At 71.9% G+C, this 24,294-nt stretch carries 20 protein-coding genes; 11 read left to right on the top strand and 9 right to left on the bottom strand.

Features of this window, described 5'->3' with window-relative positions:
- The first annotated feature begins 32 nt into the window (after positions 1-32).
- Both HC031_RS17275 and HC031_RS17270 read left to right on the top strand, forming a co-directional pair.
- Positions 33-2,030: a multicopper oxidase family protein gene (locus HC031_RS17275; RefSeq protein WP_240942611.1), complete on the top strand. Its 1,998-nt coding sequence runs from the start codon at positions 33-35 to the stop codon at positions 2,028-2,030.
- Positions 2,031-2,152: 122 nt separating this feature from the next.
- A complete protein-coding gene (locus HC031_RS17270) occupies positions 2,153-4,330 on the top strand; it encodes an MMPL family transporter (RefSeq protein WP_205862848.1) in 2,178 nt (725 codons plus the stop codon).
- A gap of 76 nt (positions 4,331-4,406) precedes the next feature.
- Here HC031_RS17270 and HC031_RS17265 read toward each other — a convergent pair whose 3' ends face one another.
- Together HC031_RS17265 and HC031_RS17260 are read right to left on the bottom strand one after the other, a co-directional pair.
- Positions 4,407-5,363 carry an NAD-dependent epimerase/dehydratase family protein gene (locus HC031_RS17265; protein WP_167926348.1) on the bottom strand — a complete coding sequence of 319 codons (957 nt, stop codon included), beginning with the start codon at positions 5,361-5,363 and terminating at the stop codon, positions 4,407-4,409.
- On the bottom strand, positions 5,354-6,421 hold the full coding sequence (locus HC031_RS17260) for a cytochrome P450 family protein (RefSeq protein WP_167926347.1): 1,068 nt from the start codon (positions 6,419-6,421) through the stop codon (positions 5,354-5,356). The genes HC031_RS17265 and HC031_RS17260 overlap by 10 nt, the downstream gene beginning before the upstream one ends.
- 196 nt (positions 6,422-6,617) lie before the next feature.
- Between HC031_RS17260 and HC031_RS17255 the strand changes: the two genes are divergently transcribed.
- Positions 6,618-7,790, top strand: a complete 1,173-nt coding sequence (locus HC031_RS17255; RefSeq protein WP_167926346.1) for a cytochrome P450 — start codon at positions 6,618-6,620, stop codon at positions 7,788-7,790.
- 11 nt (positions 7,791-7,801) lie between these two features.
- Here the strand turns inward: HC031_RS17255 and HC031_RS17250 are convergent, their stop codons facing one another.
- The 4 genes from HC031_RS17250 to HC031_RS17235 form a co-directional block, all read right to left on the bottom strand.
- Positions 7,802-9,259 (bottom strand): class I adenylate-forming enzyme family protein, encoded by a 1,458-nt coding sequence (locus HC031_RS17250; RefSeq protein WP_167926345.1) that lies wholly within the window; start codon positions 9,257-9,259, stop codon positions 7,802-7,804.
- A complete protein-coding gene (locus HC031_RS17245) occupies positions 9,259-9,999 on the bottom strand; it encodes a glycosyltransferase (RefSeq protein ID WP_338090703.1) in 741 nt (246 codons plus the stop codon). The genes HC031_RS17250 and HC031_RS17245 overlap by 1 nt, the downstream gene beginning before the upstream one ends.
- Positions 9,996-11,015: a 3-oxoacyl-ACP synthase III family protein gene (locus HC031_RS17240; RefSeq protein WP_167926343.1), complete on the bottom strand. Its 1,020-nt coding sequence runs from the start codon at positions 11,013-11,015 to the stop codon at positions 9,996-9,998. The genes HC031_RS17245 and HC031_RS17240 overlap by 4 nt, the downstream gene beginning before the upstream one ends.
- A 334-nt stretch (positions 11,016-11,349) precedes the next feature.
- The gene (locus HC031_RS17235) at positions 11,350-12,840 is read right to left on the bottom strand and encodes a purine-cytosine permease family protein (protein WP_167926342.1); all 1,491 of its coding nucleotides are present in this window, start codon (positions 12,838-12,840) and stop codon (positions 11,350-11,352) included.
- 303 nt (positions 12,841-13,143) lie between these two features.
- Here HC031_RS17235 and HC031_RS17230 point away from each other — a divergent pair, with 303 nt between their 5' ends.
- Together HC031_RS17230 and HC031_RS17225 are read left to right on the top strand one after the other, a co-directional pair.
- Positions 13,144-14,652, top strand: a complete 1,509-nt coding sequence (locus HC031_RS17230; RefSeq protein ID WP_167926341.1) for an aldehyde dehydrogenase family protein — start codon at positions 13,144-13,146, stop codon at positions 14,650-14,652.
- 38 nt (positions 14,653-14,690) lie between these two features.
- Complete coding sequence (locus HC031_RS17225; RefSeq protein WP_167926340.1) at positions 14,691-16,073, top strand: NAD(P)/FAD-dependent oxidoreductase; 1,383 nt, start codon at positions 14,691-14,693, stop codon at positions 16,071-16,073.
- A gap of 42 nt (positions 16,074-16,115) precedes the next feature.
- Here HC031_RS17225 and HC031_RS17220 read toward each other — a convergent pair whose 3' ends face one another.
- The gene (locus HC031_RS17220; RefSeq protein ID WP_167926339.1) at positions 16,116-17,618 is read right to left on the bottom strand and encodes a PucR family transcriptional regulator; all 1,503 of its coding nucleotides are present in this window, start codon (positions 17,616-17,618) and stop codon (positions 16,116-16,118) included.
- Between the two features lie 205 nt (positions 17,619-17,823).
- Here HC031_RS17220 and HC031_RS17215 point away from each other — a divergent pair, with 205 nt between their 5' ends.
- From HC031_RS17215 to HC031_RS17205, 3 genes are all read left to right on the top strand, one after another.
- Positions 17,824-18,417 (top strand): dihydrofolate reductase family protein, encoded by a 594-nt coding sequence (locus tag HC031_RS17215; RefSeq protein WP_167926338.1) that lies wholly within the window; start codon positions 17,824-17,826, stop codon positions 18,415-18,417.
- Positions 18,418-18,495: 78 nt separating this feature from the next.
- Complete coding sequence (locus HC031_RS17210) at positions 18,496-18,909, top strand: YciI family protein (RefSeq protein ID WP_167926337.1); 414 nt, start codon at positions 18,496-18,498, stop codon at positions 18,907-18,909.
- Positions 18,906-20,051: an RNA polymerase sigma factor gene (locus HC031_RS17205; protein ID WP_167926336.1), complete on the top strand. Its 1,146-nt coding sequence runs from the start codon at positions 18,906-18,908 to the stop codon at positions 20,049-20,051. The genes HC031_RS17210 and HC031_RS17205 overlap by 4 nt, the downstream gene beginning before the upstream one ends.
- A gap of 7 nt (positions 20,052-20,058) precedes the next feature.
- On the opposite strand, the gene HC031_RS17200 is transcribed toward HC031_RS17205, so the two are convergent.
- Positions 20,059-20,232: a hypothetical protein gene (locus HC031_RS17200; RefSeq protein WP_205862847.1), complete on the bottom strand. Its 174-nt coding sequence runs from the start codon at positions 20,230-20,232 to the stop codon at positions 20,059-20,061.
- A 607-nt stretch (positions 20,233-20,839) separates the two neighbouring features.
- The gene (locus tag HC031_RS17195; protein ID WP_167926335.1) at positions 20,840-21,610 is read right to left on the bottom strand and encodes an IclR family transcriptional regulator; all 771 of its coding nucleotides are present in this window, start codon (positions 21,608-21,610) and stop codon (positions 20,840-20,842) included.
- 66 nt (positions 21,611-21,676) lie between these two features.
- Here HC031_RS17195 and HC031_RS17190 point away from each other — a divergent pair, with 66 nt between their 5' ends.
- Genes HC031_RS17190 through HC031_RS17180 form a run of 3 tightly spaced genes read left to right on the top strand, consistent with a single transcriptional unit; the run spans position 21,677 to position 24,284 of the window.
- Positions 21,677-22,834, top strand: coding sequence for a cupin domain-containing protein (locus HC031_RS17190; protein ID WP_167926334.1), 1,158 nt, complete (start codon positions 21,677-21,679; stop codon positions 22,832-22,834).
- Positions 22,831-23,661, top strand: a complete 831-nt coding sequence (locus HC031_RS17185) for a fumarylacetoacetate hydrolase family protein (RefSeq protein ID WP_167926333.1) — start codon at positions 22,831-22,833, stop codon at positions 23,659-23,661. The genes HC031_RS17190 and HC031_RS17185 overlap by 4 nt, the downstream gene beginning before the upstream one ends.
- Positions 23,661-24,284 carry a maleylpyruvate isomerase family mycothiol-dependent enzyme gene (locus HC031_RS17180; RefSeq protein WP_167926332.1) on the top strand — a complete coding sequence of 208 codons (624 nt, stop codon included), beginning with the start codon at positions 23,661-23,663 and terminating at the stop codon, positions 24,282-24,284. The genes HC031_RS17185 and HC031_RS17180 overlap by 1 nt, the downstream gene beginning before the upstream one ends.
- The last annotated feature ends 10 nt before the right edge of the window (positions 24,285-24,294 follow it).

Below are 24,294 nucleotides of genomic sequence, written 5' to 3'. Positions count from 1 at the left end.
AATTGCTCCTCCTGGACCATGTCGTCGCACTGTTGAGTGTCGCGACATGGTCCGCGGCCGGCGTCACGGCGGCCGTCCGGCGCGCCCGGCTCGCGCTTCACCTCCTGGTGGCGGCGGTGCTGGTGACCCTCGCCCGGGTGGCCACGGTGGCGGTGCTGGCCAGCCACGGCTGGTGGTTTGTACAGGAGAAGGTGCTGCTGGGGCTGCCGATGCTCGCAGCCGCCGGGGTGGTCGCCGTGTCGACCGCCGGCCGGCGGCTGTTCGCGGCGAGGCGGGCGCCAAGCGAGGGAACGTCGGCAAGCGGTGTTGTCTGGCTGCTCACCACCGCGTACGCCGCGCTGGCCGGTCTCCTGGTGTCTTTCCTGGCCGGGTACCCCCTGACCGGGAGCACCGCGCTGATCGCCGTCTCGCTTGTGTGCGCTGGCGGGCTGCTGACCGCGCGCGTCGTCGCGGCGCCGGTCGACGCCACCGACGCCACCGACGATGCCGGCATCGAGCCCACACCGGCACCGCACGGAAAATCCGGGTTCTCGCGCCGCCGGTTCATCAGCTTGGCGGGTGGAGCAGTCGTGGTGGGTGCCGGAGGTACCGGCGTCGGCCTGTTGTTCATGCCTGCCGAGTCCGTAGCCACCGGAGGCGGCCCGCGGCGTTCGTCCGGTTCTCGAGCAGCCGTGTCAGTGGCCGATCTGCGGGGTGCCGGCACACCGGCGCCCGGCGGCAGCAAGCGGCAGTACGAACTCACCGCGCTGACGGCCACCGTGCGACTCCCGTCCGGACGTGAAGTCGAGGCATGGACCTACAACGGTCAGGTACCGGGTCCTGCGGTCACCGCCACCGAGGGTGATCTGATCGAGGTGACGCTACGCAACGCCGACATCCAGGACGGGGTGACCCTGCACTGGCACGGCTACGACGTGCCGTGCGGTGACGATGGCGCGCCGGGCGTGACACAGCACGTGGTGGCACCCGGCGAGGAGTTCGTCTACCACTTTCGTGCCGATCAGGTGGGGACCTACTGGTACCACACCCACCAGGCCTCGGACCGTGGCGTGCGCAAGGGGCTGTACGGGACCCTCGTCGTGACGCCACGCGACACGCAGCAGGCGGACGGGGCCGCTCCCGCGAAGCAGCTGGATCTGACTCTGCCGGTGCACACATTCGACGGCACCGTGGTGATCGCCGGCCAGGACGGGCGTACCGAACACACCGCGCCAGCCGGTACGCCCGTGCGGTTGCGGTTGATCAACACCGACTCGGATCCACACCGGTTCGCGCTGGCCGGCACGCCCTTCCGGGTGGCGGCCGTCGACGGCCGGGATCTCCACCAACCCGGCGAGGCCCGTGATGCGGGACTCCGCCTGCCCGCGGGCGGACGGTACGACCTGATCTTCGCCATGCCCGACACCCCGGTGGCACTCGTTGTCGACAACGATCACGACGGCGGCGTGCGACTGCGTCCGGGAGGCGCCGCCGCCGGTGAGGATCCGACCGTCGCGGACACCTCCGGCTGGCCGGAGCTCGACCTTATGCGCTATGGCGAGCCGGCCGCGGTGCCGTTCGATGCCGGCAAAGCCGACCGGCACTTCACGATCGTCCTGGACCGGGGGGTGGCCATGGTCGACGGTGCGCCGGCGTTTGCGCAGACGGTCAACGGTCGCGGCCACCCGTCGATCCCGGATCAGCTCGTCACCGAGGGCGACATCGTCCGGTTCACCGTGGTGAACCGGAGCCCGGAAACTCACCCCTGGCATCTGCACGGCCATCCCGTGCTGATCGTGTCCAGGGACGGCAAGCGGTCCTCCGGGAGTCCACTGTGGGTGGACACGTTCGATGTCCGACCGGGACAGGTGTGGGAGGTCGCGTTCAAGGCCACGAACCCTGGGATCTGGATGAACCATTGCCACAACCTGCCCCACGCACATCAGGGAATGATGCTGCGGCTCCGCTATGACGGCGTCACCACGCCGTTCGCCGGCTCGCACACCACCCACGCGGGCGCAACGGGCAGTAGTCCGCACGGTGGCCACTGACCCACCGCCCGGACGACCCGTGACGCGTTCCCATCGGTCCGCCCCCACCAGCCACCAAATCACGCGCGCCCCGACCGCCCCCTGACCACAACCTCCGACCACGACCGCTCGAGGAGAAGATGATGACAACCGAGACTCCCCGTACGGATGGAGCGCTGGCGGGACTGGCCCGGTTCTGTTACCGGCGCCGCCGCCTGGTCCTCCTGACCTGGATCGTCGGCGTCATCGCCGTGGCGTTCGTCGGCTTCGGCTACGGCGCGGCCGCCGACAACGACTTCTCCGGCGGAAACTACGATTCCGCGAAGGCGCAGGCTCTAATCCGGGAGCACTTCCCCCAGCAGCAAGGGGACACGCTGACTCTCGCGATGAAGGCGGAGAAGGGGATCGACGACCCCGCCGCCCGGCAAAAGATCGAGAAGGTGCTCGCCGATCTGGACGCCTCACCCATCACCGGGCCGGTGGCCTCGCCGTATCAGGACAAGAGTCTGGTGACGCAGGATCGTCGTATCGCCCGTACGATCATCCCGCTGACCTCGACGGATGTGAAGCTGACCGAGGTCAAGCGCCTGGTGACCACGGTCAAGGAGGCCTCCGGTGACGGCGTGACGCTGGGGCTGGGCGGGAATCAGGCGGAAAAGGCCGAGACACCCAAGCAGGGGCCGGCCGAGAGCGTGGGCATCCTGGCGGCGGCGGTGATCCTGTTCATCGCCTTCGGGTCACTGGTGGCGATGGGCCTGCCGATCGTGACCGCGCTGCTGGCGATCCTCGGCGGCATCGCCCTGATGAAGCTGGTGGGGTACCTGGTCCCCGCGCCGGATTTCACCGTGATCCTCTCCGCGATGATCGGGCTCGGTGTCGGCATCGACTACGCGCTGTTCATCGTGACCCGCTACAAGGACAGCCTGGAGGACGGTGACGAGCCCGAGAGCGCCACGGTCAAGGCCGTCACCACCGCCGGCCGCGCGGTGCTGTTCGCCGGCACGACCGTCGTGATCGCGCTGCTGGGCCTGGTCGTCATGGGACAGCGGCTGATGACCGGGGTGGCCATCGCCACGTCGGTGATCGTGCTGGTGACGATGATCGCCGCGGTGACCCTGCTGCCAGCGTTCCTGAGCTTCACCGGTCGCAAGATCAACTCACTGCGCCTGCCCCGTCGCACGTCCCGCCGGTACGAGCCCGTCCGTGCCGCGTCCCGAGGGCGCCTTACCCTTGCCGAGCGCTGGGCCGGCGTGGTCCAGCGCAGGCCGCTGGTCGCCGCGGTGCTGGCCGGCGCGGTCCTGCTGGTGCTGGCCGCCCCCGTGCTGTCGATGCGGCTGAGCCTGCCCGACGCCAGTGTCCAGCCCCACGACAGGAGCAGCTACACCTCGTACACTATTCTCTCCGAGGGCTTCGGTCCCGGCTACGGCGCACCGCTGATCTTCGCCACCCAGGTCGACTCCACGGACGCCGACCTGCGTCCCGTCGTCGAAGCGGTCAGGAAGACCGCGGGCATCGCCTACGTCACGCAGCCTCGAGTCAGCAGGGACGGGCAGGCCGCGACCTTCATGGCCTTCCCCGAGACCGGATACCAGGATGCGGCGACCGCGGACCTGGTGCACCGGCTCCGCGACGACGTGCTGCCCAAGGCACCCGGCGGCGCAGCGGTCTACGTCGGCGGCCCGAACGCCGCCACGATCGACATGGCCGATGAGGTCGGCTCGCGCCTGCCCCTGATGATCGCGGTCGTCATCGCGGTGTCCCTGGTGCTGCTCATCGCGCTGGTCCGGTCGGTCACGATCGCGCTGCAGGCCGCCGTGATGAACCTGCTGTCGATCGGCGCCGCCTACGGCGTGCTCGTCGCGGTCGTGCAGTGGGGCTGGTTGGGCTCGGCCCTCGGTTTCCCCACCGCCATGCCGATCACGACCTGGGTGCCGATGATGATGTTCCCGGTCCTGTTCGGCCTGTCCATGGACTACGAGGTCTTTCTGATCTCGCGGGTCCGTGAGGAGTACGAGCGCACCGGCGACACCCGGACGGCCGTCACTCGCGGGCTGGCACGGACCGCCAAGGTCATCACCGCCGCGGCCGCCATCATGGTCGCCGTCTTCACGACCTCCCTGCTCGGCCCCGACGTCGCCGTCAAGCAGGGAGGTCTGGGCATGGCCGTCGCCGTGCTCATCGACGCCACCATCGTCCGGATGGTCCTCGTCCCCGCGGTGATGGAACTGTGCGGCAAGGCCAACTGGTGGCTGCCCGGACGCTGGGCACCGAAGGCGACCCCGGCTTCACCGGCCAGGGTCGGGGAAGAGGCCAGAGTCTGACCCGTTGTCGAGCCGGAGTGCGGGGAACCCCCGGGCGGTTCCCCGCACTCTCGCCGGCCTCGCGCACGTGAGCAGATCACGGCATGGAGCCGCCATCGCTGCCGGGCACGGTCGGTGCGGAAACCGGGTCGACCGTGCGCAGCCAGGCGGTGAAGCCGTCGAGGTCGTGCCGGGGCCGCCAGCCGAGCGCGGTCGCGCGAGCGATGTCGAGGACCACGCCGTGAGCGAGCTGGTCGATCGCGTACCGGGTCAGGGCCGGCGGGGTCGATCGCAGCCGGCCCGCCACGCGAGCCACCGACGCCGCGGCATAGCCCAAACCCGTTGGTACGTGCACCAGCCGAGCCGGCGTTCCCAGCGCGGCCAGTACCCGGCGAACGGCGTCGTCGCGGTGGTAGACCGTCGCGTCTGCGATGTTGTACGCGCCCGACGGCCAGGCGAGCGCGGCCAGGCAGGCGTCGGCGAGGTTCTCCACGGCGGTGAGGCTGAGCGTGGTGTCCGGGCCGGGCAGCAGCGCCACCCCGGCGCGTACCGCTCGGCGCAGCCGGGGCAACAGGTGCGGGTCACCCGGCCCGTACACCGCCCGCGGCCGGAGCGCCACCGCCCCGGCGGCGAGTGCGAGGGCCTCGCCTTCGGCCTTGGTCCGACCGTACGCGGTGCGTTGGCCGCCGACCTGGTGCTCCTCGGTGAGTGGCCGCTCGTGCCGCCCCGGCGCGTACACGCTCGCGCTGCTGACGTACACGACGGGCCGTCCGCCCGCCGCCGTCATCAGCCGCGCGGTACCGTCCACATTGACCCTCCGGAAGGCCGCCTCCACGGCTGCACCAGGCGGCGGGTCACCGACGGCGGCGGCCAGGTGCACGACGCCGTCCACGCCGGCCAGCTCCGGCGTGTCCCGCGCGGCGTCCCACGGCACGTGACGGCCCCCCGGGCCGGGCCGGCGACCCAGGCATACCACCTCCATGCCCGCCGCGGCGGCGGCGCGCGCGACCGCGGCGCCGCAGAAGCCACTGGCACCGGTCACGGCTAGCCGCACGCCGACACCTCCAGGAAGCCCCAGCCGGGCAGGGCACTGCGGCGGTCGACCCGCGCCCGCGACACGACCGGCCGGTACGGCGCGAACGCGGCGAGGGCGTCGACCAGCTGGGCACGGGCCAACCGGGCCCCGGGGCAGGCGTGCGGGCCCGCGCCGAAGACGAGCTGCGCGGTGGCGGCCGGTACCGCGGCGACGGCGTCCGGGTCGCGGTCGTGGGCGCGGGCGGCGTGCCGGGTTACCAGGATCAGCCGGTCGCCCGCCCGTACCGGCCGGCCGGCGAGGGTCCCGTCGGCCGCCGCGACCCGTGGCAGCAGCGGTGACGGGGCGAGTACCCGCAGCAGTTCGCCGGCGAGGGCCGCGGCCGTCGCCGGGTCGGCGGCCTGCGGCCACAGCCCGTCGTCGGCGCACCAGGCGACGGCGCGGGGTAGCGCCGCGACGGTCGTGTTGACCGCCGCCACCGCGAGCATCGCGGCACGCTCGTCGCCGATCAGCGCGAGCAGTTCGCCGGCCGCCGCGCGAGCACGGTGCCGGTTGCGGCTGGCCAGCGGCCCGGGCAGGTGGGCGCGCGCCGCTGCGGCGGCCGCTGCCCGAGCAGCGCCGGCGAGCCGCCGCGGCGGGAGGTCGAGGCCCAGCAGCTCGGCCGCGACCGTGCCGGACAGCTCCACCGCCACGTCGACGACGTCGACCCGTCCGCCGGTCGCCAGCGCGGCCGCCCGGCGCTCCAGCACCTCCCGACCGAGTCGCCGCAGCCGCTCGACGCCGGGCGCGCTCAGCGCGTCCGCGAGCGCGCGCCGCGCCCCGCGGTGGTCGGCGCCCGCCTGGTCGAACAGCACGCCCTCGCCGCCACTGACATCGCGGGCGATGCCGCCGGTCGTGCCGGCGGCGGCCCGGTCCAGCGGCAGCCGGGTCAGCGCATCCCGGTACGGATCGGTGCCGTGCACCAGTACCGTCCGTCCGATGCGGACGGTGGCAGCGCGGCGGGTCAGCGTCAGCAGTGCGAACAGCGCAGGGTGGCTACGCGTGTAGACGGCCCGGTCCCGGCGGCGCCCAGGCGTCATGTGGTCGCCTGCCGGACCTGGACAGCGGGGGCGCCGAGGGTCGCCGCTTCGTTGCACCCCCGGACCACCACCGACAGTGGGCGCTCGTTGCCTCGCTGCATCATCTTGCAGAAGTTTGCCACATTCATCACGTTTTGTCCGCCTCGTGGCGCATCCGGCCCGCACGGCCGGGACGGTTGCGGCATGATAGCCGATCATGGATGCCGCCGCCCGCCACGAATTTGGATTGCTGGCCGCCGCGAAGCCGGCGCTGCCGGTGCTGCTGACGCTCGGCCGCCTGGCCCGCCCGATCCGCCGGGTGCCCCGGCTCGGCTGGCTGGTCGCCGACCCGGTCACCGCGCGGGCGGTGCTGAACGACCCCGCGCACTTCACGCTGCTGGGCGAAGGTGGCGTGGGGCATCTGTGGGCACAGGTACTGGGCGACTGGGTGTACGAGCTGTTCGACGGTCCGGGCCACCACAGGCTGCGATCCCGTACCCGCGGCCTGTTCACCGACGACAACGCCCGCCCGCTGGTCGGTCGCGTGGTGGGGCCCCGGCTGGCGCAGGCCCGCGCAGATCTGACCGCCGGCCGTACGGTCGACGTCGCCGACCTGGCCCGCGTCATCGTCGGCCGAATCGTCGCGGACCTGCTGGGGCTGCGCCTGCCCACCGACGACGACGCCGAGTACCGCAAGATCTTCGCCACCGGCGAGGAGCTGGCCAGCCTGGCGCTCGGCACGACCGCGTCGACCCACCTCGACCCCGCCACGGTCGCCACGGCCAAGGCGATCGTCGCCCGCCTGACCGCACCGGTGGCCGAGTTGTGGCACAGCGCGTCCAGCGAGACCCTGATCGGCCACTGCCGCGAGCTTGGCCTCAACCAGCAGGAGACCGAAGGGCTGGCGACGCTGTTGATGGTCGCCGGCACCGAGACCGCGGCGAGCGCGATGGCCCGTACCGTCGCCCTGCTGCACGACACCGGTGAGCAGGACACCCTGCGCGCGAATCCCGAACTGCTGCCGACCGCGGTGCGCGAAGGGCTGCGGGTGACGACACCCGCGACAGTGATCGGCCGCGCGGTCCGCGCGGACACCACCGTGGCCGGCAGGCGTCTGCGCGCCGGCGACCGGGTGCTGCTGCTGACCTACACCGCGAACGTGGCGCCCGGAGGCTACCGGCTTGACCGCGCCTACCTTCCCGAGAACCGGCAGCTGTGGTTCGGCGCCGGGCGGCACCTCTGCCTCGGCGCGCCGGTGGCCCGTGCTGAGATCACCGGGCTACTGACCGCACTGCTCGACACCGGGCGGCCGTGGCGGGTCGTGTCACGACGCTACCGTCGCCGCGTGAAGATCCCGACTTACGAGTCTCTGAACGTCGCCCTGGCCTGACGCGCACCCGCTCACCCACGCCCGCTTCCCGTCAGCCTCGCCGCGAGCGCCGCGGCCGCGGCGCGGTCCGGCTTGCGGGAGCGGCCGGCCACCGGTACCGGAGCGAACACCACCGCGTCCGGCCGGGCCGAGCCCATCCGGGCGAGCGGCCCGGCGAGCGCGGCCCGGACCGCGCGTTCGTCCGCCCCCGGCTGCGGCTCCACCACCGCGACGAGTCGCTCGTCGCCGTCGCCGGCCGGCACCCCGACAAGTAGCGCGAGGTTGACGCCGGGCACGTGCAGCGCCGGCTCGTACAGGCCGGGATAGATGTTCTCGGCGTTCCGCAGGATCATGTCCTTACGCCGGCCGGCGAGCACGATCCGGCCGCCGGCGTCGAGGCGGGCCACGTCGCCGGTCGCCACTGTCAGCAACGGCTCCTCGCCGAGGTAGCGGTGCGCCGCGGACGGTCCGGCGAGCAGCAGCTGGCCGGTCTCGTCAAGGGAGGCGGAGACGCCGGGCAGCGGGGCGCCGACGAGGTCGCCCTCGCCGTCGAAGGCGGCCTTCTCCGCCGACTCCACCGCCGCGGCGGGGAACAGCTCGGTCAGCGCGTACACGCCGTACGCCGCTGTCGCGCCGGCGGCCCGCACCCGACCGAGCAGCGCCGCGCTGACCGGAGCGGATCCACTGTAGACCGTACCGGAGAAGCGGGCACCGGCGTCGAGGGCAGCGCGCAGCTGCGGCGGAGTCAGGTAGGTGTGCCGGGGTCGCAGCCGGTCGAGCTGTGCAACCAGCCGACGGGCCGAGCGGGCCGGCTGCGCGACCGCCGCACCGCTGGCGAGGGCGGGTACGAGCACGAAGAACGTCCCGCCCAGCACGATGTCGCCCGGGCGCGGCCCGACCAGGCCGGTGACCGCGGCCATGCCGGCGTTGACGCTCGCGCGGGTGTGCACGACCGCCCGGGGTCGGCTGGTGGTGCCGGAGGTGAAGACGATGACCGCGTCGCCGTCGGCGTCGGAGCGGTCGCGCACACCCGCGTCCGTGCGGGGTACCAGGGCCGGCGCGCAGCCGGGCAGCCGGCGACCCACGGTCACCACCGGGCCCAGCCGGTCGAGCGACGGCAGGGCCAGGCCGGCCCGGCCCGCGAGCCGCTGCGCCCAGCCCGCCACGGCCTGGGCCGCCGCGTCGGCCACCACGAGGTCGGGCCGGGCGAGCGCCAGCCTGGCGGTGAGCACGTCCGGTCCCGCCGACGGGTCGAGGACCGCCACCCGCAGGCCCAGCCGGTACGCCGCGAGCATGATGGCCAGGGCGCGCGGGCCGGGCCGTACCGCCACGCCGAGGGTGTCGCCGGCCGACAGCCCCCGGTGGTGGAGCGCGCCGGCGTAGCCGGCGGCGAGGTCGGCCAGCTCGCCGCGACGGATGCCGGAGCGCCCGAGCACCGCCGGCCGGTCGGGATGAACGCGGCTCAGCGCCGCTTCCAGTCCGTCGAGCATCAGCGCGGGTCCGGGGTCAGGCCGCCGCTGCCGCGGTCGAGGTACCAGCGCGCGGTGCGCACCACGCCGTACGCCCGTAGCCGGCGGGTCGAGTTCTCCACGACCATGTCCCGGCGCTGCGTGATCGACGCCGTCGTGCGCCGGACCCGGTTGAGGAAGGTGCGGTCGGTGGGCGAGGGCCGGCGGGGCATCCCGCCGCAGCGCTCGTACAGCTCGGCGGTGATCGCCATGTTGTTGCCGGCGTGCATGCGGTAAGGCGCGAGATACCCGCTGCCGCGGTGCGCCGGGCGTAGCCGGCCGAACGCCGCGGCGACGGCCACCGCGACCGCGAACCCGGCGCGGGCGAGGGGGCCGTTCTCGTCGCGGCGGGCGGTGATGCGGCCACACACCATGCCGGCGCCCGCGGTCAGGGCCGCCCGCGCGGCCGCCACCCAGCCCGGTCGCGGCAGGCAGTCGGCGTCGGTACGGGCCAGCAGCGCGGCGCCGGAGCCGATGGCGTACCGGAACCCGGTGTCCACCGCGCAGCCCACCCCCTTCTCCGGCTCCACCAGCAGCTCGACCGGCATCGGAGCGGTCGCGGCGAACTCGCGCACCACATCGGCCGTGCCGTCGAGCGAGTTGTTGTCCACCACGAGCAGCGTGAAGTCCACATCGGACTGGGCGGCGAGGGCGTCGAGGGTGGTGCGGATGCGCCCGGCCTCGTTGTACGCCGGCACCACCACCCACAGTGGTCCGATCACGACCGTTCCCATGCCATCGTCATGACGCTGACCCCACCGCCGAGGCCGACAAAGAGCAGCCGGTCGCCGGCGGCGAGGGTCGGCCACACCCGGTCGAACTGCACGCCGAGGGTGGCGCTGGCCATGTTGCCGTGGTCGGCGACGGTGACGTCGAGCAGGTCCCGTGGCGCGCCGGTGACCTCGACGAAGCGGTCCAGGTACGGCACCGTCACCTGGTGCACCAGGACCCGCGCATAGTCGCTCCAGTCCAGACCGGTGCGGTAGCGCACCCGGTCCAGGATCGAGGGGCCGATCTTCTCGAACACGCCGCGCAGTTCCCGACCATCACCGGTGAAGTACGTGTACTCGTCGCCGCGCGGGTGTCGGGACCCGCCGCCGGGGATTCCGCCGACCGCCCAGTGCTCGGAGTGGGTGTCGGTGTCCACGTCCAGGATCCCGCCGCGGTCGACCGCCTCGACCACGACCGCCGCGCCCGCGTCGCCGAACGTGAATCCGGCGAACGCCTCGCGCGCCTGGCTGACCGAGTCCAGCCGGGTACGCATGGCGCGCGTCGGAGTCTCACCGGTGACGACCAGCGCCCGCCGGGCCCGGCCGGCCAGGACGAACGCGCGCGCGGCATCGATACCGTTGAGGAAGCTGTTACACGCGTTGGTCATGTCGAGCGCGTGGGCTCGGGAGCCGAGTTCCGCCTGCACGATGTGCGCCGTCGCCGGCTCCACCAGGTCCCGACTGGCGGACGCGAACAGCAGCAGGTCCACGTCGAGCGGCTCGAGCCCGGCTGCGGCCAGGGCCCGCCGCGCGGCGTGCACGGCCAGCGTCGAGGCGTACTCGTCCGGCGCGGCCACGTGCCGGTGGCCGATGCCGCTCACCGTCTCGAACAGCCGCCCCGGCAGCCGCAGCCCGCTCGCCCGCTCGATGTCACGCTGTAGCTCCGCCGTGGTGAGCACCCGTTCCGGCAGATACGACCCGGTGGCGGTAATGCCGACTCGGCTGGACGGTTCGGCGGTGTCGATCATCAGTTGAGCTTCCGGACGGTTGGTGGGGCAGGCACGAGTACCGAAGCTTAAGTGGGCTGGTCAAGATACTCAGTCGCGCACGATACGGCGGGCCGTCCGTACCGCTTGCCATGACCCGATCGGTGGCCGTGCCTGCCGGACCGGACGACCGAAGTCACGAAGCGTGCCGGACTCAGTACCCCCCAGCACATCCGCCAGCGATACCGGTATGGCCGGCAGCGGAAGCATCGGCGGTCACCCTCGCCCCGGAGGCGTGTTTGGGCAACCGCCGATGCTTCCCCTGTCTTCACCTCACGTCACGACGACGCGCCGCACCCGACCACGAACGCCACCGTCACTCCAGCGGCCTGGCGACCGCGTCCAGGTCGCGGTCCGCCTCGGGGATCATCGCCCACTCCCGCTCGACGTCCAGCGACCGGCACAACAGCCAGTACAGCGCCCCGGCCACCGGGATCCCGACGAAGAATGCCAGGTCGACACCGTTGAGCGCGGCGGCGATGAAGCCGTGGAAGAAGCTCAGGTACATGAACGGGATCATCACGACGAAGGCGATCCAGTACGCGGTGAGCCCGCGCCAGTTCCACCGCCCGTAGATCCCGACCGGGTTGAAGATCTCCCGTACCGAGTACCGGTTCTTGCGGACCAGGAAGTAGTCGACCAGGTTGACGGCGGTCCAGGGCGCCATGAGGTACCCCAGCACGGCGAGCACCGTGTAGAAGGTGCCGTTGAGGAAGTCGTCCGGGATGAACAGCGCCACGACGCTCGCGGTGACCGCGATCAGCAGGATCGTGACGACCCGGATCACTTTGCTCGGCGCGACCCGGCGGATGCTGTCCGCCGCGCTGATGAGGGTGAGCGAGCCGCCGTAGACGCACATGCCGGTGAAGATGGCCAGCGAGATACCGCCGAGGATCAACACGGTCGCGCCCAGGCCGCCGAAAACCTGGTCGGAGGCGTCCTTCAGCGCGCCGGTGAGCCCGGCCTTCGGGAAGACGGCGGCCGCGATGGCGCCCAGCGCCTCCATCCAGTAGACGCCGATGCCCGCGCCGAGCGCGGTGTACGCGATGATCGACCGGTGGCTGGTGTTCGCCGGCATGTAGCGGGAGTAGTCCGAGACGAAGAACGCCCACGACAACTGGTACACCGCGGCCGCCGAAACGACGACGAGGAAGTTCGTCAGGTTGAAGGTCCCCGACGCCCGCAGTTGCGCGGCCGGGATGTGGCCGCCGACGGCCGCCCCGACGGTGAAGATGAGCAGCGCGACGACGAGCAGGACCGTGACGATCCGCTGTCCGACATGCAGCCAGTCGTACCCGTACACGGCGAACACCGTCGCGACGATGCCCAGGATCACCATCCAGAGCCAGCCCGGCCCCATGCCCAACTGGTGGGCGGTCGCACCCATGGTGTTGACGCCGAAGACGACATAACCCCAGTACACGAGCACGGCCACGGCCCAGATGAACATCGACCCGTACCGGCCGAACTGCGGCCGGGACTGCACCATCTGCGGCAGACCGAGGTGCGGACCCTGGCTGGCGTGCGCGGCGACCGGGATGGTGCCGAGAACGGTGCCGAGCGCCAGGGCGATCAGCGTCCAAAACAGGTTGAGCCCCGACCAGATGCCGATGGCACCGGTGGAGAGGCTCAGCAGCTGGGCGCTCCCGGCGAACCAGATCGTCGCCTGATCGCTGAGCCGGCCGTGCCGCTCACTTGCCGGCACATAGTCGATGGAGCGGGACTCGATGCCGCGGATGGGCGCCGCGGCGTCTGAGCCGGCCTGCGACGGCACCCGTCGCTGCGTCGATGTCGTTGTCTCCGCCATGTTTTCTCCAGGAAAGGTGAGCCCGGCACGGATCCGCCGGCGACGGGCCGATTGCGGGGACGATAGAAGCAGCCCCGACGCGGCCGCCATCGTGCTGGCGAACCAAGATTTGGGCGGACCTCGTGCTTTCGGACGATCGGCGCCCACGGGAGAGCCGCCGGCCGGCGCGGCTTCGTTACCGCGTATGAAAGCCGGGCCCCGGTTTAGGATCCCGGCACGGTTGCCCCTCCCCCGGCTCGCGCCCGATGCTCTTCGTCAGCTCAGCGTGCAGATCAGCGCTGACCTGACAGGGAGCCGGAGAGTATGGACGCAGCCAAGGAGTTCGCCCGCCTGAGCGGCACGCTGTTCGTCGACGGCGGGGTCCGTCCGAGCACCGCCGCCGCCCGCAGGGCCGTCATCGACCCGGCGACCGGCCTGAAGATCGGTGAGATCGCCGACTGCACGCCGGACGAGGTCGAGGAGGTCGTCGCACGGGCGAACGACGCGCAGCGGGCCTGGTGGGCCGAGTCGGCGCTGCACCGTGCGGAGCTGCTGCACGAGGTGGCCCGCGCCATGCGCCGCCTGCGCCCGGACCTCGCCGAACTGCTGACCCGCGAGACCGGCAAGCCGTACAAGGAGAGCGCGGACGAGGTCGACTGGTGCGTGACCGCGACCGACTACTACGCCGAGCTCGGGCGGCACTCGGTCGGCCAGGTACTGGGCCCGACGGTGGCCGGGCAGCTGCACTACACGCTCAAGGAACCGATGGGCGTCGTGGTCGTCATTCTGCCGTCGAACTTCCCGCTACTGCTGTTCGTCTGGGAAGCGGCAGCCGCGCTGGCCGCCGGCAACGCGGTCATCGTCAAGCCATCCGAGTTCGCGTCGCTGACCACCCTGAAGTTCATGGAGGCCTTCGCCGACCTGCCCCGCGGACTGGTCCAGTGCGTCACCGGCGGCGGCGACGTGGGGCGGCGGCTCGTCGAGCACCGGAACACCCACATGGTCGGCTTCACCGGCAGTGTGCCGACCGGTCAGGCGATCGCCCGGTCATGCGCGGAGACGTTCAAGCCCCATCTGATCGAAGTCTCCGGCAACGACCCGTTCATCGTCATGCCGTCCGCTCCCCTGGAGGTCGCGGCCCGGGCCGTCACATTCGCCGCGTTCATGAACTGCGGTCAGGTCTGCACCTCGGCGGAGCGCATCTACGTGCACACCGACGTGTACGACGAGTTCGCCCGGCTCGTGGTGGCGGAGGTGGCGAAGCTGCGCATCGGCAACGGCCTGGACCGGGTGGACCTCGGACCGATGGGCAGCGCCGCCGAGCGGGACCGCTTCGAGCGTGTGCTGGCCCGTGCCGTGGAGCAGGGTGCGACCGTCGCGTACGGCGGAGGGCGCCCGGAGGGGTTCGACGACGGCTTCTTCTTCCAGCCGACGGTGCTGACCGACGTCACTCCCGACATGGACGTCCTGCACGGTGAGGTGTACGGGCCGCTGGCTCCCCTGTGCCGCGTGTCGAGCTTCGACGAGGCCGTCGCGTTGGCCAACGCGTCGCCGTACGGTCTGGGCGCCACCGTCTACACCACCGACCTGGTCGAGAGCCACCGGGCGGCGCACGAGATCCAGTCTGGCATGGTGTGGGTCAACGCCCCGATCCTCGACAACGACGCCGGCCCGTTCGGCGGACGCAAGATGTCCGGTACCGGTCGCCAACTCGGCGCCGAAGGGCTGGACACCTTCCGGCACACGAAGCTGGTCATGGTAGATCCGGCCGCGAACCCGCAGGATTTCTGGTGGTTCCCGTACTCGGACGACGAGGCGTACCCCGCCCGCTGACCGCCGATCCGAACACCTGACGAACAGCGAGTAAGACGATGACGACCGAAACCTACCGCCAGCTCAGCCTGTGGCACGACGCCCCGTCGCTGTCCTGGGAACCCCGGCCCTGCCTACCCGGCTCCACCGAGGTGGACGTGGCGATCGTCGGGGCCGGGTACACCGGCCTGTGGACCGCGTACTACCTGGCGAAGGCCGACCCGTCCCTGCGGATCGCCGTGCTGGAGGCGGAGGTTGCCGGGTTCGGCGCCTCCGGCCGCAACGGCGGCTGGTGCTCGGCGATCTTCCCGGCCACGCTGCGCAAGGTCGCCAGCAGCAGTTCGCCGGAGGCGGCGCGCCGGATGCAGCACGCGATGAACGCGACGGTAACCGAGATCGGGCGGGTCGTCACAGCCGAGGGCATCGACTGCGACTTCGCACCCGGCGGCTACGTCTCGGTGGCCCGCAACGAGGCGCAGTGGAGCCGGGCCCGGCGGGAGGTCCAGGGCTGGCGCGACTGGGGCTTCGGCGAGGACCACATGCGACTGCTGTCGGCCGAGGAGGCGACCGCACAGGTGGGCGCCACCCGGGTACTGGGTGGCACCTTCACCCCGCACTGCGCGGCCGTTCATCCGGCCAAGCTGGTGCGCGGGCTCGCCGACGTGGTCGAGGCCGCCGGGGTGAAGATCTACGAGCGGACCCGCGTCGAGCGTATCGAGAAGCGACGGCTGCTCACCGCGCACGGCGAGGTCCGCGCCGGCGTCGTGGTCCGGGCGACCGAGGGGTACACGTCGCTGCTCCCCCGGATGCACCGCGACATCGTGCCGATGTACTCGCTGATGGTGGCCACCGAGCCGCTACCCGACGAGGTGTGGGACCAGATCGGCCTGCGTTCCCGGCAGACCTTCAGCGACAAGCGCCACCTGCGGATCTACGGGCAGCGCACTGTCGATGGGCGCCTGGCGTTCGGCGGGCGGGGCGCGCCCTACCACTTCGGTTCCCGGGTCCGGCCGGAGTTCGACCGGGACGCCCGGGTGCACGCCATGCTCCGCGCGATCCTGGCGGACCTCTTCCCCGTCGTGCGCGACACCACCTTCACCCACGCCTGGGGTGGGAATCTGGGCATCCCGCGCGACTGGTACCCGACGGTCGGCTACGACCGGGAGTCCGGCTTCGCGTACGCGGGCGGCTACGTCGGCGACGGGGTCGCCACCGCCAACCTCGCCGGCCGGACCCTGGCCGACCTCGTCACCGGCCAACCTTCCGACCTGGTCGACCTGCCGTGGCTGTCCCGCCGGTCGCCCAAGTGGGAGCCGGAGCCGCTGCGGTGGTTGGGCGTCAACGGAGGAACCCTCGTCTTCGCGACGGCGGACCGGACGGAGGCCGCCTCCGGTAAGCCGTCGCGGATGGCCTCGTACTTCTGGAAGGTGTTGGGGCACTGACCGCGGGCCCGCGATGGCCACCGGGCTGGATCGGGTGCGGGGTCAGATCTCGTGCAGCCCGGCCGCCATCGCGGCCTGCAGCGCCATCCACAACTCGGCCACGTCCGAGGTGGAGCTGAGCTTGCGGCCGGTGAGCTCCTCGACCCGGTCCATCCGGTACACCAGGGTCTGCTTGTGGACGTAGAGCCGGGAAGCGGCGCGCGTCCAGGACCGGTTCTCTTCGAGAAAGACGCGTAGCGACAGCACCAGCTGACTGCCCTTGGCCTCGTCGTACGCCAGCAGCGGGCCGAGGCAACGCCGCGCCGCCTCCTCGCAGTCGGCCAGGGTGGTGGGCAGGAACCCGGAGAACTGCCGGTCGCTTGCGTACCGACCGAGCCGGCGGTCGGAGTCACGGAGTTGATGCAGCGCCCAGGTCGCCTGCAGGAGGGCCGCTCTCGTGTCGGCGACCCGGTCGATGGGTCCGCTCACCCCGACGCGCGCCGATGGCGGCAAAGCGTCGACGAGCACGGTGAGCGCCTCCTCGTGTTCCGGCAGCAGAGCGACGTGCAGCCGGCCCCGGCTCAGCAGGGCGTTCGGGATCCCCGCGTCGTCGAAACGGTGGTGCAGATCCGCCCAGACGGCGTCGCTCCCGCCGTCCACCGCGGTCACCGCGACCACCCGTCGACCGCCGAGTCGCCGCTCGACGAGCTCGTCGAGGGCCATCGCCGAGTCGATGCTTCCATCGATCATCCGCGCGAGCAGCGACGTACCCAGGCGCCGGGCGCGCTCACGTCCCGCGGTGGCGGCGGACCGCTGCGCCGACACGACCGCCGCCGCGTGCTGCACCAGCCCGATGTCGAGCAGGTGGCCCGGTAGCGGTACCGCCACCAGAGTCGTCGCCTGCAGCCCGGGCAGCCGCACCGCCAGCGCGCCGTCCTGGAGGCGGATGACGGCGCTGCCCGGCCGTGGCTGCGCCGATGCCAGCTGGGCCAGCGCCGCGGCCACGGCGGGGCTCGCGGCGTCGCCACCCCCGGCGCCGATCGTGGCCCCGGGTGAGACCAGGGTCAGGCTCGCGCCGAGCTCCACCCCGAGTCCGGCGAGCAGCCGCGGCGTCTCGTCGACCTGCGACAGCGAACGCATGTGCTGGTAGAGCCGTTCGGTGGTGGCGAGTCGCGCCTGTTCCTCCCGGGCGTTGGCGTTGGCCACCGCACGGGCCAGCGCGACGAACGGCACCTCGGCCTGCGTGAGCAGCAGCGGCAGGCCGGCGCTGTCGGCAGCGGCGAACATCTCGGTATGGAGGTCGGGCGACTTCATCCGGTCCCCGATCGCGATACCGACGACCCCGGCAGCCGACAGCTCGGTGACGTAGTCCGCCTGACTCTTGGCGTCGGCGGGAACGCCGATGCCGGTTGTCATGAGAAGCTCGCCATCGCCCAGCCACTGCCACGGCTCCGGCAGCTCGCAGACGTGCGCCCAGGAGATCCTGCGGTCGAGGCCGGCGGCTCCGGCCACCACCCGGGTACCGAGCGACGGCACCCCGACGAGCTCCCGCACGGTGATCGCCATCATCCTCCTCGCCGGTCGCTCTCGGTAGTCACGGCGTCGCTGATCTTAGCCGTGGGCTCGTTGTCGATGACCACCCGGCTGATCGCCGGCTTCGACCGGCCCGTGGGCCATGTCGAGGATGGGCTCCTGGCTCCGTCCTAGCGGGTGACCGAGCTGTTTCGCGCCGTCAGCGCGGAGCGGCGGACGACTACCGGTAGGAGGCCGGATGCGGAAGGTGATCGCGGACGAGTTCATGACGCTGGACGGGGTGGTGCAGGCTCCCAGCTATGCCGATGAGGACGTGACCGGTGGGTTCGGGCACGGTGGCTGGCATGCCCGCTACCTGGATGAGCTGTCCATGAACTGGGTGATCGAGAACGTGCGCAACGCGGGCGGCTACCTGCTGGGGCGGGGCACGTACGAGATCTTCGCAGCCCACTGGCCGAACGCGCCGGAGGAGCAGCAGGTGCTCGCCGAGCCCCTGAACGCGTTGCCGAAGTACGTGGCCTCGACGACCCTCGCCGAGCCGCTCGGCTGGCGGAATTCGACGCTGCTGCGAGGCGACATCGGTGCGGCCGTACGCGCGCTGAAGGCGGCCGACGGTAAGGACCTGCATGTCATCGGCAGCCCTGGGCTCGTCCAGACCCTGCTGGTCCTGGGTCTGGTGGACGAACTCCGGCTGATGATCGACCCGCTGGTGGTGGGCGGCGGCAAGCGCCTCTTCCGCGACGACGGCGCACACCGGGCGCTGCGGCTGGCCGACAGCCGGGTAACCAGTACGGGCGCGGTCATCGCGACCTACGCTGCCGCTGGTGAATGACCCGATGTCGAGAAGCCGCGGCTGGTTCCGTCCCGGGTGGGACGGCGGCACGATGGCTACGGAATACGAGGAGTGACGATGCCGAAGTACCTGCTGCTCAAGAACTACACGGGTGGCCCGGAGCGCCACCCGAACTTCGCGCCGATGAGCGAGTGGACCGAGGACGAGATCACCGCGCACCTGGCGTTCCAGCGCCACGTGGGCGAGCTGCTGCGCGAGCGGGGCGAGTTCGTCGACGTGCAGGCGCTGAGCCCGGAGGGGACGTACGTGCGCTACGGCGGGCCGGGCGCGGCGCCGGTGACCACGGACGGCCCATTTCCCGAGACCAAGGAGCTCGCCGCCGGCTGGTTCATGATCGACGTCGAGTCCGAGGCGCGGGCGTATGAGATCGCGGCGTACCTGTCGTCCGCGCCGGGCAAGGACGGCCAGCCGATCTACGAGTGGATAGAGGTGCGGCCGGTGCTGAGCGACGCCCCGGCCGCCGTGGAATGAACGAGCACGTCGTTCGCGTCCTGGCACCGCAGGTGCTCAGTATCCTCGTCCGTCGCGGGAACGACTTCGCGGCGGCCGAGGATGCCGTACAGGACGCGCTGTTGGAGGCGCATCGGTCCTGGAGTGACGCGCCGCCCGACGACCCGAAGGGTTGGTTGCTCACCGTCGCGGGCCGCAAGCTGATCGACGCGCGGCGCTCCGAGGCGGCGCGGCGCCGGCGCGAGGACGCGCTGAGCCACGAGCCCGAGCCCGCACCGGCCGAGCAGGCCGACGACACGCTGCTGCTGCTGTTCCTGTGCTGCCACCCGGCGCTGAGCCCGGCGTCGGCGATCGCGCTCACGCTGCGCGCCGTCGGCGGGCTGACGACCAGGGAGATCGCCGAGGCGTTCCTGGTTCCGGAGGCGACGATGGCGCAGCGCATCAGCCGCGCGAAGCGGACGGTCAGCGGCCGGCCGTTCGCGCAGCCCGGCGACGTCGCGGTCGTGCTGCGCGTGCTGTACCTGATCTTCAACGAGGGCTATGCCGGCCGGGTCGACCTGTCCGCCGAAGCGATCCGACTCACCCGCCAGCTGGCGCTCGCGTGCGACGAACCCGAGGTCGCCGGGCTGCTCGCGCTGATGCTGCTGCACCACGCCCGCCGTGACGCGCGCACCGACGAGCACGGCACCCTCGTCCCCCTCGACCGGCAGGACCGCACCCAATGGAACGAGGCCGAGATCGCCGAAGGCGTGCGCATCCTGCAGGCGGCTCTGGCCCGCGACCGGCGCGGCGAGTACCAGATCCAGGCCGCCGTCGCCGCGCTGCACGACGACGCCCGCACCGCCGGGGAGACCGACTGGCCGCAGATTCTCGCCTGGTACGACGAACTCCGCGAGCTCACCGACAATCCGGTTGCCGCGCTCAGCCGCGCGGTCGCGGTCGGCGAGGTCGACGGCCCCCATGCCGGGCTGAGCGCCGTCGAGGAGCTCGCGACGCGGCTCGGCGACCATCACCGGCTCGACGCGGTGCGGGCCCGCTTGCACGAGCGGGCCGGACACCTCGACCTCGCCGCCGAGCACTACACCCGCGCGGCGGCCCGGGCGCGGAGCACCGCCGAGCGGGACTACCTCACCAGGCAGGCGGCCCGACTGCGCCGCGGGTAACTCTCGGCTACCTCTCCTCCACCGCGGTGCGCGCCGTGAACGGCAGCACGAGCCGGGACCGGTGGGCGGCGTCGCGGTAGATCTTGTGGGTGACGGGGCGACCCACCGGCAGGTGGAAGGCGTCCGGCGGCAACAGGGCGTTGTGCGCGTCGGCCAGCGGTTCGTCGTTGGACAGCTCCACCACCAGCCGGTGGCCGGGGTTGAACGTCGCCGCGAACGGCGCTCGCCCGGGCGAAGAACGGCAGCGCGGTCCTCGAGCGGCAGGGCCCGGGCCAGCCCGTCGATGGCCTCGAACGAGCCCTTGGTGACCAGCTCCTCGACGAGGGCGTCGGCTTTGGCGTCGATGCTGTCCTCCAGGCCACGGAGCGCACGCGGCGACAGGTTGGCGGTCAGGGCCGCCCGCAGCTGCGTGTGGAGCGGCGGGTCCGAGGCGAGGGACGTGCCGGTGAGCGCCTCGTTGACCATCGGGTTGAACCCGATCGCCCCTTGGGAGGAGAAGGTCTCCCAGTCGCCCAGGGCGTTGCGGATGACGTCGTAACTCGTGAGCACGTAGACGTCGTTCGCCGGGAGGTGGACGACGCCTCCAAGCTCGCGCAGTGCTGCGTACGAGGGGTACGGGTCGACGAGCACCGTGTCGTCGAACAGGTCGAGATCGGAGATGGGAGCGGCTGAATCGGTCATCGGTTCACCTCGGGTCGGTAATTCGGTGAACCAGTGAAGTGGCCGCGCTCACATCAAGCAAACGCATGTTTGTCATGGCGTGACATGCACATGGTGCATGGGTCCGCTCAGTCGCCGCCGACCTCGATGGCCCCGGCTGCCCCGTGGAGGGTGGCGACGAGCGTCGGAAGCTGATGGCGGTCGTAGCGGACCGCGGGCATCGAGACCGACAGCACGGCGAGCGCCGTACCGCCCGCGTCGCGGACCGGGACGCCGATCGCGACGACTCCCCGCTCCGACAGCCCGTTGTTGAGCGCGAACCCGGCCCGGCGCACACGGGTGAGCCGGCCCCGAAGGGTCGCCATGTCCGGTCGTTCGTCCGGGCGCTGGACGTACCGCTCAGCGGCGTAGAGCTCGTCCACCTCGGCCGGCTGGAGCTCGGCGAGCAGCACGAGCCCGGCCGTGGTGCGGTGGGCCGGGAACACCATCCCCTCGCGCGAACCCACCCGGAGCGCCTGCCGACACTCGACGCTCGCGATGAACCGCGTCGTGTCGCCCGTGCGGATGGCCACGTTCGCCGACTCCCCCACGACGTCGACGAGCCGCTGGAGATGCGGCAACGCAGCGGCCCGGAGCTGCGACGTGCGCGACTGCGAGTGCGTGGCGAGCTCGAGGACCGGCCCCGGATGGTAGACCCGCTGGTCGTCCTGGACGGCGAAGTCGCGGTACACGAGCGTCCGCAGCAATCGGTGGGCGGTCGACCGCGCCACGCCGAGCCGCTCAGCGACCTGGCTCACCGTGAGCCGGCCCTCCAGCTGCAGCATGACCGCGATCCGGAGCGCGTGGTCGGCACTGGTCACGACGTACGTCGGCGGGGTCTTCGGTTCCGCACTGCCCATGGCCGGTTTGTTCCGCTCTCCAGAATCTTTGGTTCCGCTGACGCGACAAGCGTCATCGTAGGCGACATGACCACGACTGACACCCCGGTCCGCCTGAAGGCGGTCTCGGCGCCGGATCAGCCGGACGTGACGCCTGCGCTCGAGGAGCTGTACCGCGGCTTCGAGCAGGAGCTGCTGGTGCCGCTGTGGACCGAGATCGGCGACCTGATGCCGGCGCACCCGCGGTCGCGCGCAGTGCCGCACCTGTGGCGTTGGGAGAACCTGCTGCGCCTGGCCGAGAAGGCGGGCGACATCGTCCCGGTGGGCCGCGGGGGTGAACGTCGTGCGATCGCCCTGGCGAACCCGACGCTCGGCGGTCGGCCGTTCGCGACGCCGACGCTGTGGGCGGCGATCCAGTACCTGATGCCCGGCGAGGACGCCCCCGAGCACCGGCACACCCAGCACGCGTTCCGGTTCGTCGTCGAGGGCTCCGGCGTGTGGACCGTGGTCGGCGGCAACGGCGAGACGGCGGTCGGCGACGCGGTCCCGATGCGCCGCGGCGACTTCCTGCCGCAGGCCGGCTGGAACTGGCACGCGCACCACAACGCGACCTCCGCGCCGATGGCCTGGATCGACGGCCTCGACATCCCGTTCCAGTACCTCACCGAGGCGCAGTTCTTCCAGTTCGGCCGCGAGGAGATCAGCGAGGCTGAGCGGATCACGCCGGAGCGCTCGCGCTCCGAGCGGCTCTGGGGCCACCCGGGCCTGCGTCCGCTCTCGGTGGGCGAGGTCGCCCCCGGGTCGCCGCTGCTGGCCTACAAGTGGGAGCACACCGACGCCGCCCTCGCCGACCAACTGCTGCTGGAGAAGGAGGGGTACGGCGGCACCGTCGAGCCCGGCCACGCGGCCGTCCGGTTCAGCAACCCCCACAACGGCGCCGACGTGCTCCCGACGATCCGCGCGGAGTTCCACCGGATCGCCCGCGGCGCCGAGACCGCACCGGTCCGCGAGACCGGGTCGTCGGTCTACCAGGTCTTCGACGGCTCCGGCACGGTGACCGTCGGCGACAGGACCTGGTCGGTCACCCGCGGCGACCTGTTCGTGGTCCCGTCCTGGGAGCCGTTCTCCGCCCGGTCCGAGGCCGGCACCACCGACTCGGATTCCGGCGCCCTCGACCTCTTCCGTTTCTCGGACGCGCCCGTCTTCGAGGCGCTCCACCTCGACCGTCAGGAGATCCTCCGATGAAGCTCGCCACCTTGCGCGTCAACGGCGGTACCCGTGCCGTCCGCCTCGACGGGGACGTCCTCGTCGACCTCGGCTACGCGGACCTCGGCGCCCTGTTCGCGCAGGACGACTGGGCCACGATCGCGGCCGCCGCGACCGGTGAGACCTGGCCGGCCGAGGGCGCAGACCTGGCTCCGGTGGTGCCCAACCCGTCGAAGGTGGTCTGCGTCGGCCACAACTACACCAACCACATCAAGGAGATGGGTCGCGACCTGCCGGCGTACCCGACCCTCTTCACCAAGTTCGCCGACACCCTCATCGGGCCCAACGACCCCATCGCCAAGCCCACCGAGACCGACGCCCTCGACTGGGAGGTCGAGCTCGTGGTCGTCGTCGGCAAGCCCGTGCGACGTGCCACCGAGGCGGAGGCCGAGGCAGCCATCGCCGGCTTCACCGTCATGAACGACGTCTCTGTCCGCGACTGGCAGTTCCGGACCATCGAGTGGACCCAGGGCAAGATCTGGGACTCCTCCACCCCTGTCGGCCCGTACGTCGTGACGCCCGACGAGGTCGGCGGCGTCCGCCCGGCGCTCGAGGTGAAGACGACCGTCGACGGCCAGGTCATGCAACAGGACGACACCGGCACGCTGCTCTTCGACCCGGTGCACCTGGTGCGGTACGTGTCCACGGTCATCCGGCTCAACCCGGGCGACCTGATCGCGACCGGTACGCCCGCGGGTGTCGGCCACGCGCGCGACCCGAAGGTCTACCTCGTCGGCGGCGAGACCGTCGTGACCGAGATCGCCGGTATCGGTGCCTGCACCAACCGGATCGTCAAGGAGTCCTGATGCCGCGCACGCACACCGACTCGCGCAACTGGGTCGAGCACGGAACGGCGCTGCTCGCCACGCAGGTCGCCGCGCTGGACGAGCAGGCGATGACCGAGCCCAGCGCGCTGCCCGGCTGGACCCGCAAGCACCTCGTGGCGCACGTCGCCGCCAACGCCGACGCGCTCGGCAACCTCGTGCGCTGGGCCCGGACCGGCGAGCGGACGCCGATGTACGCCTCGACGGACCAGCGAAACGCCGACATCGAGTCCGGCGCGAAGCTCTCCGCGACCGAACTGGCGGCGTGGATGAACAGATCCGCGCGCAACCTCGCGGTCGCGATGGACGACCTCACCGCGGACCAGTGGCGCGCCGAGGTCGTCACCGCGCAGGGCCGCACAGTCGCCGCCACGGAGATCCCGTGGCTGCGGGCCCGCGAGGTCTGCGTACACGCCGTCGACCTCGGCACGGGGCTGACCTTCGCCGACCTCCCCGACGGATTCCTTTCCGCGCTCGTGGTGGACATCCGGGCCAAACGCGGTCTCGTCGAGGTTCCCGACGGACCGCTGCCCGAGGTGGCCGCCTACCTGGCCGGCCGTCCCCACTCCCTCGCCGGGGTTGCCGACCTCGGCCCCTGGCTGTAGAGAAGGCAAG

The organism is Planosporangium thailandense (assembly GCF_011947195.1).
In the GTDB taxonomy this organism is placed as follows: domain Bacteria; phylum Actinomycetota; class Actinomycetes; order Mycobacteriales; family Micromonosporaceae; genus Planosporangium; species Planosporangium thailandense.
Note: the sequence above shows the minus strand (reverse complement) of the source record. Positions and strands in the feature narration are given on the sequence as shown.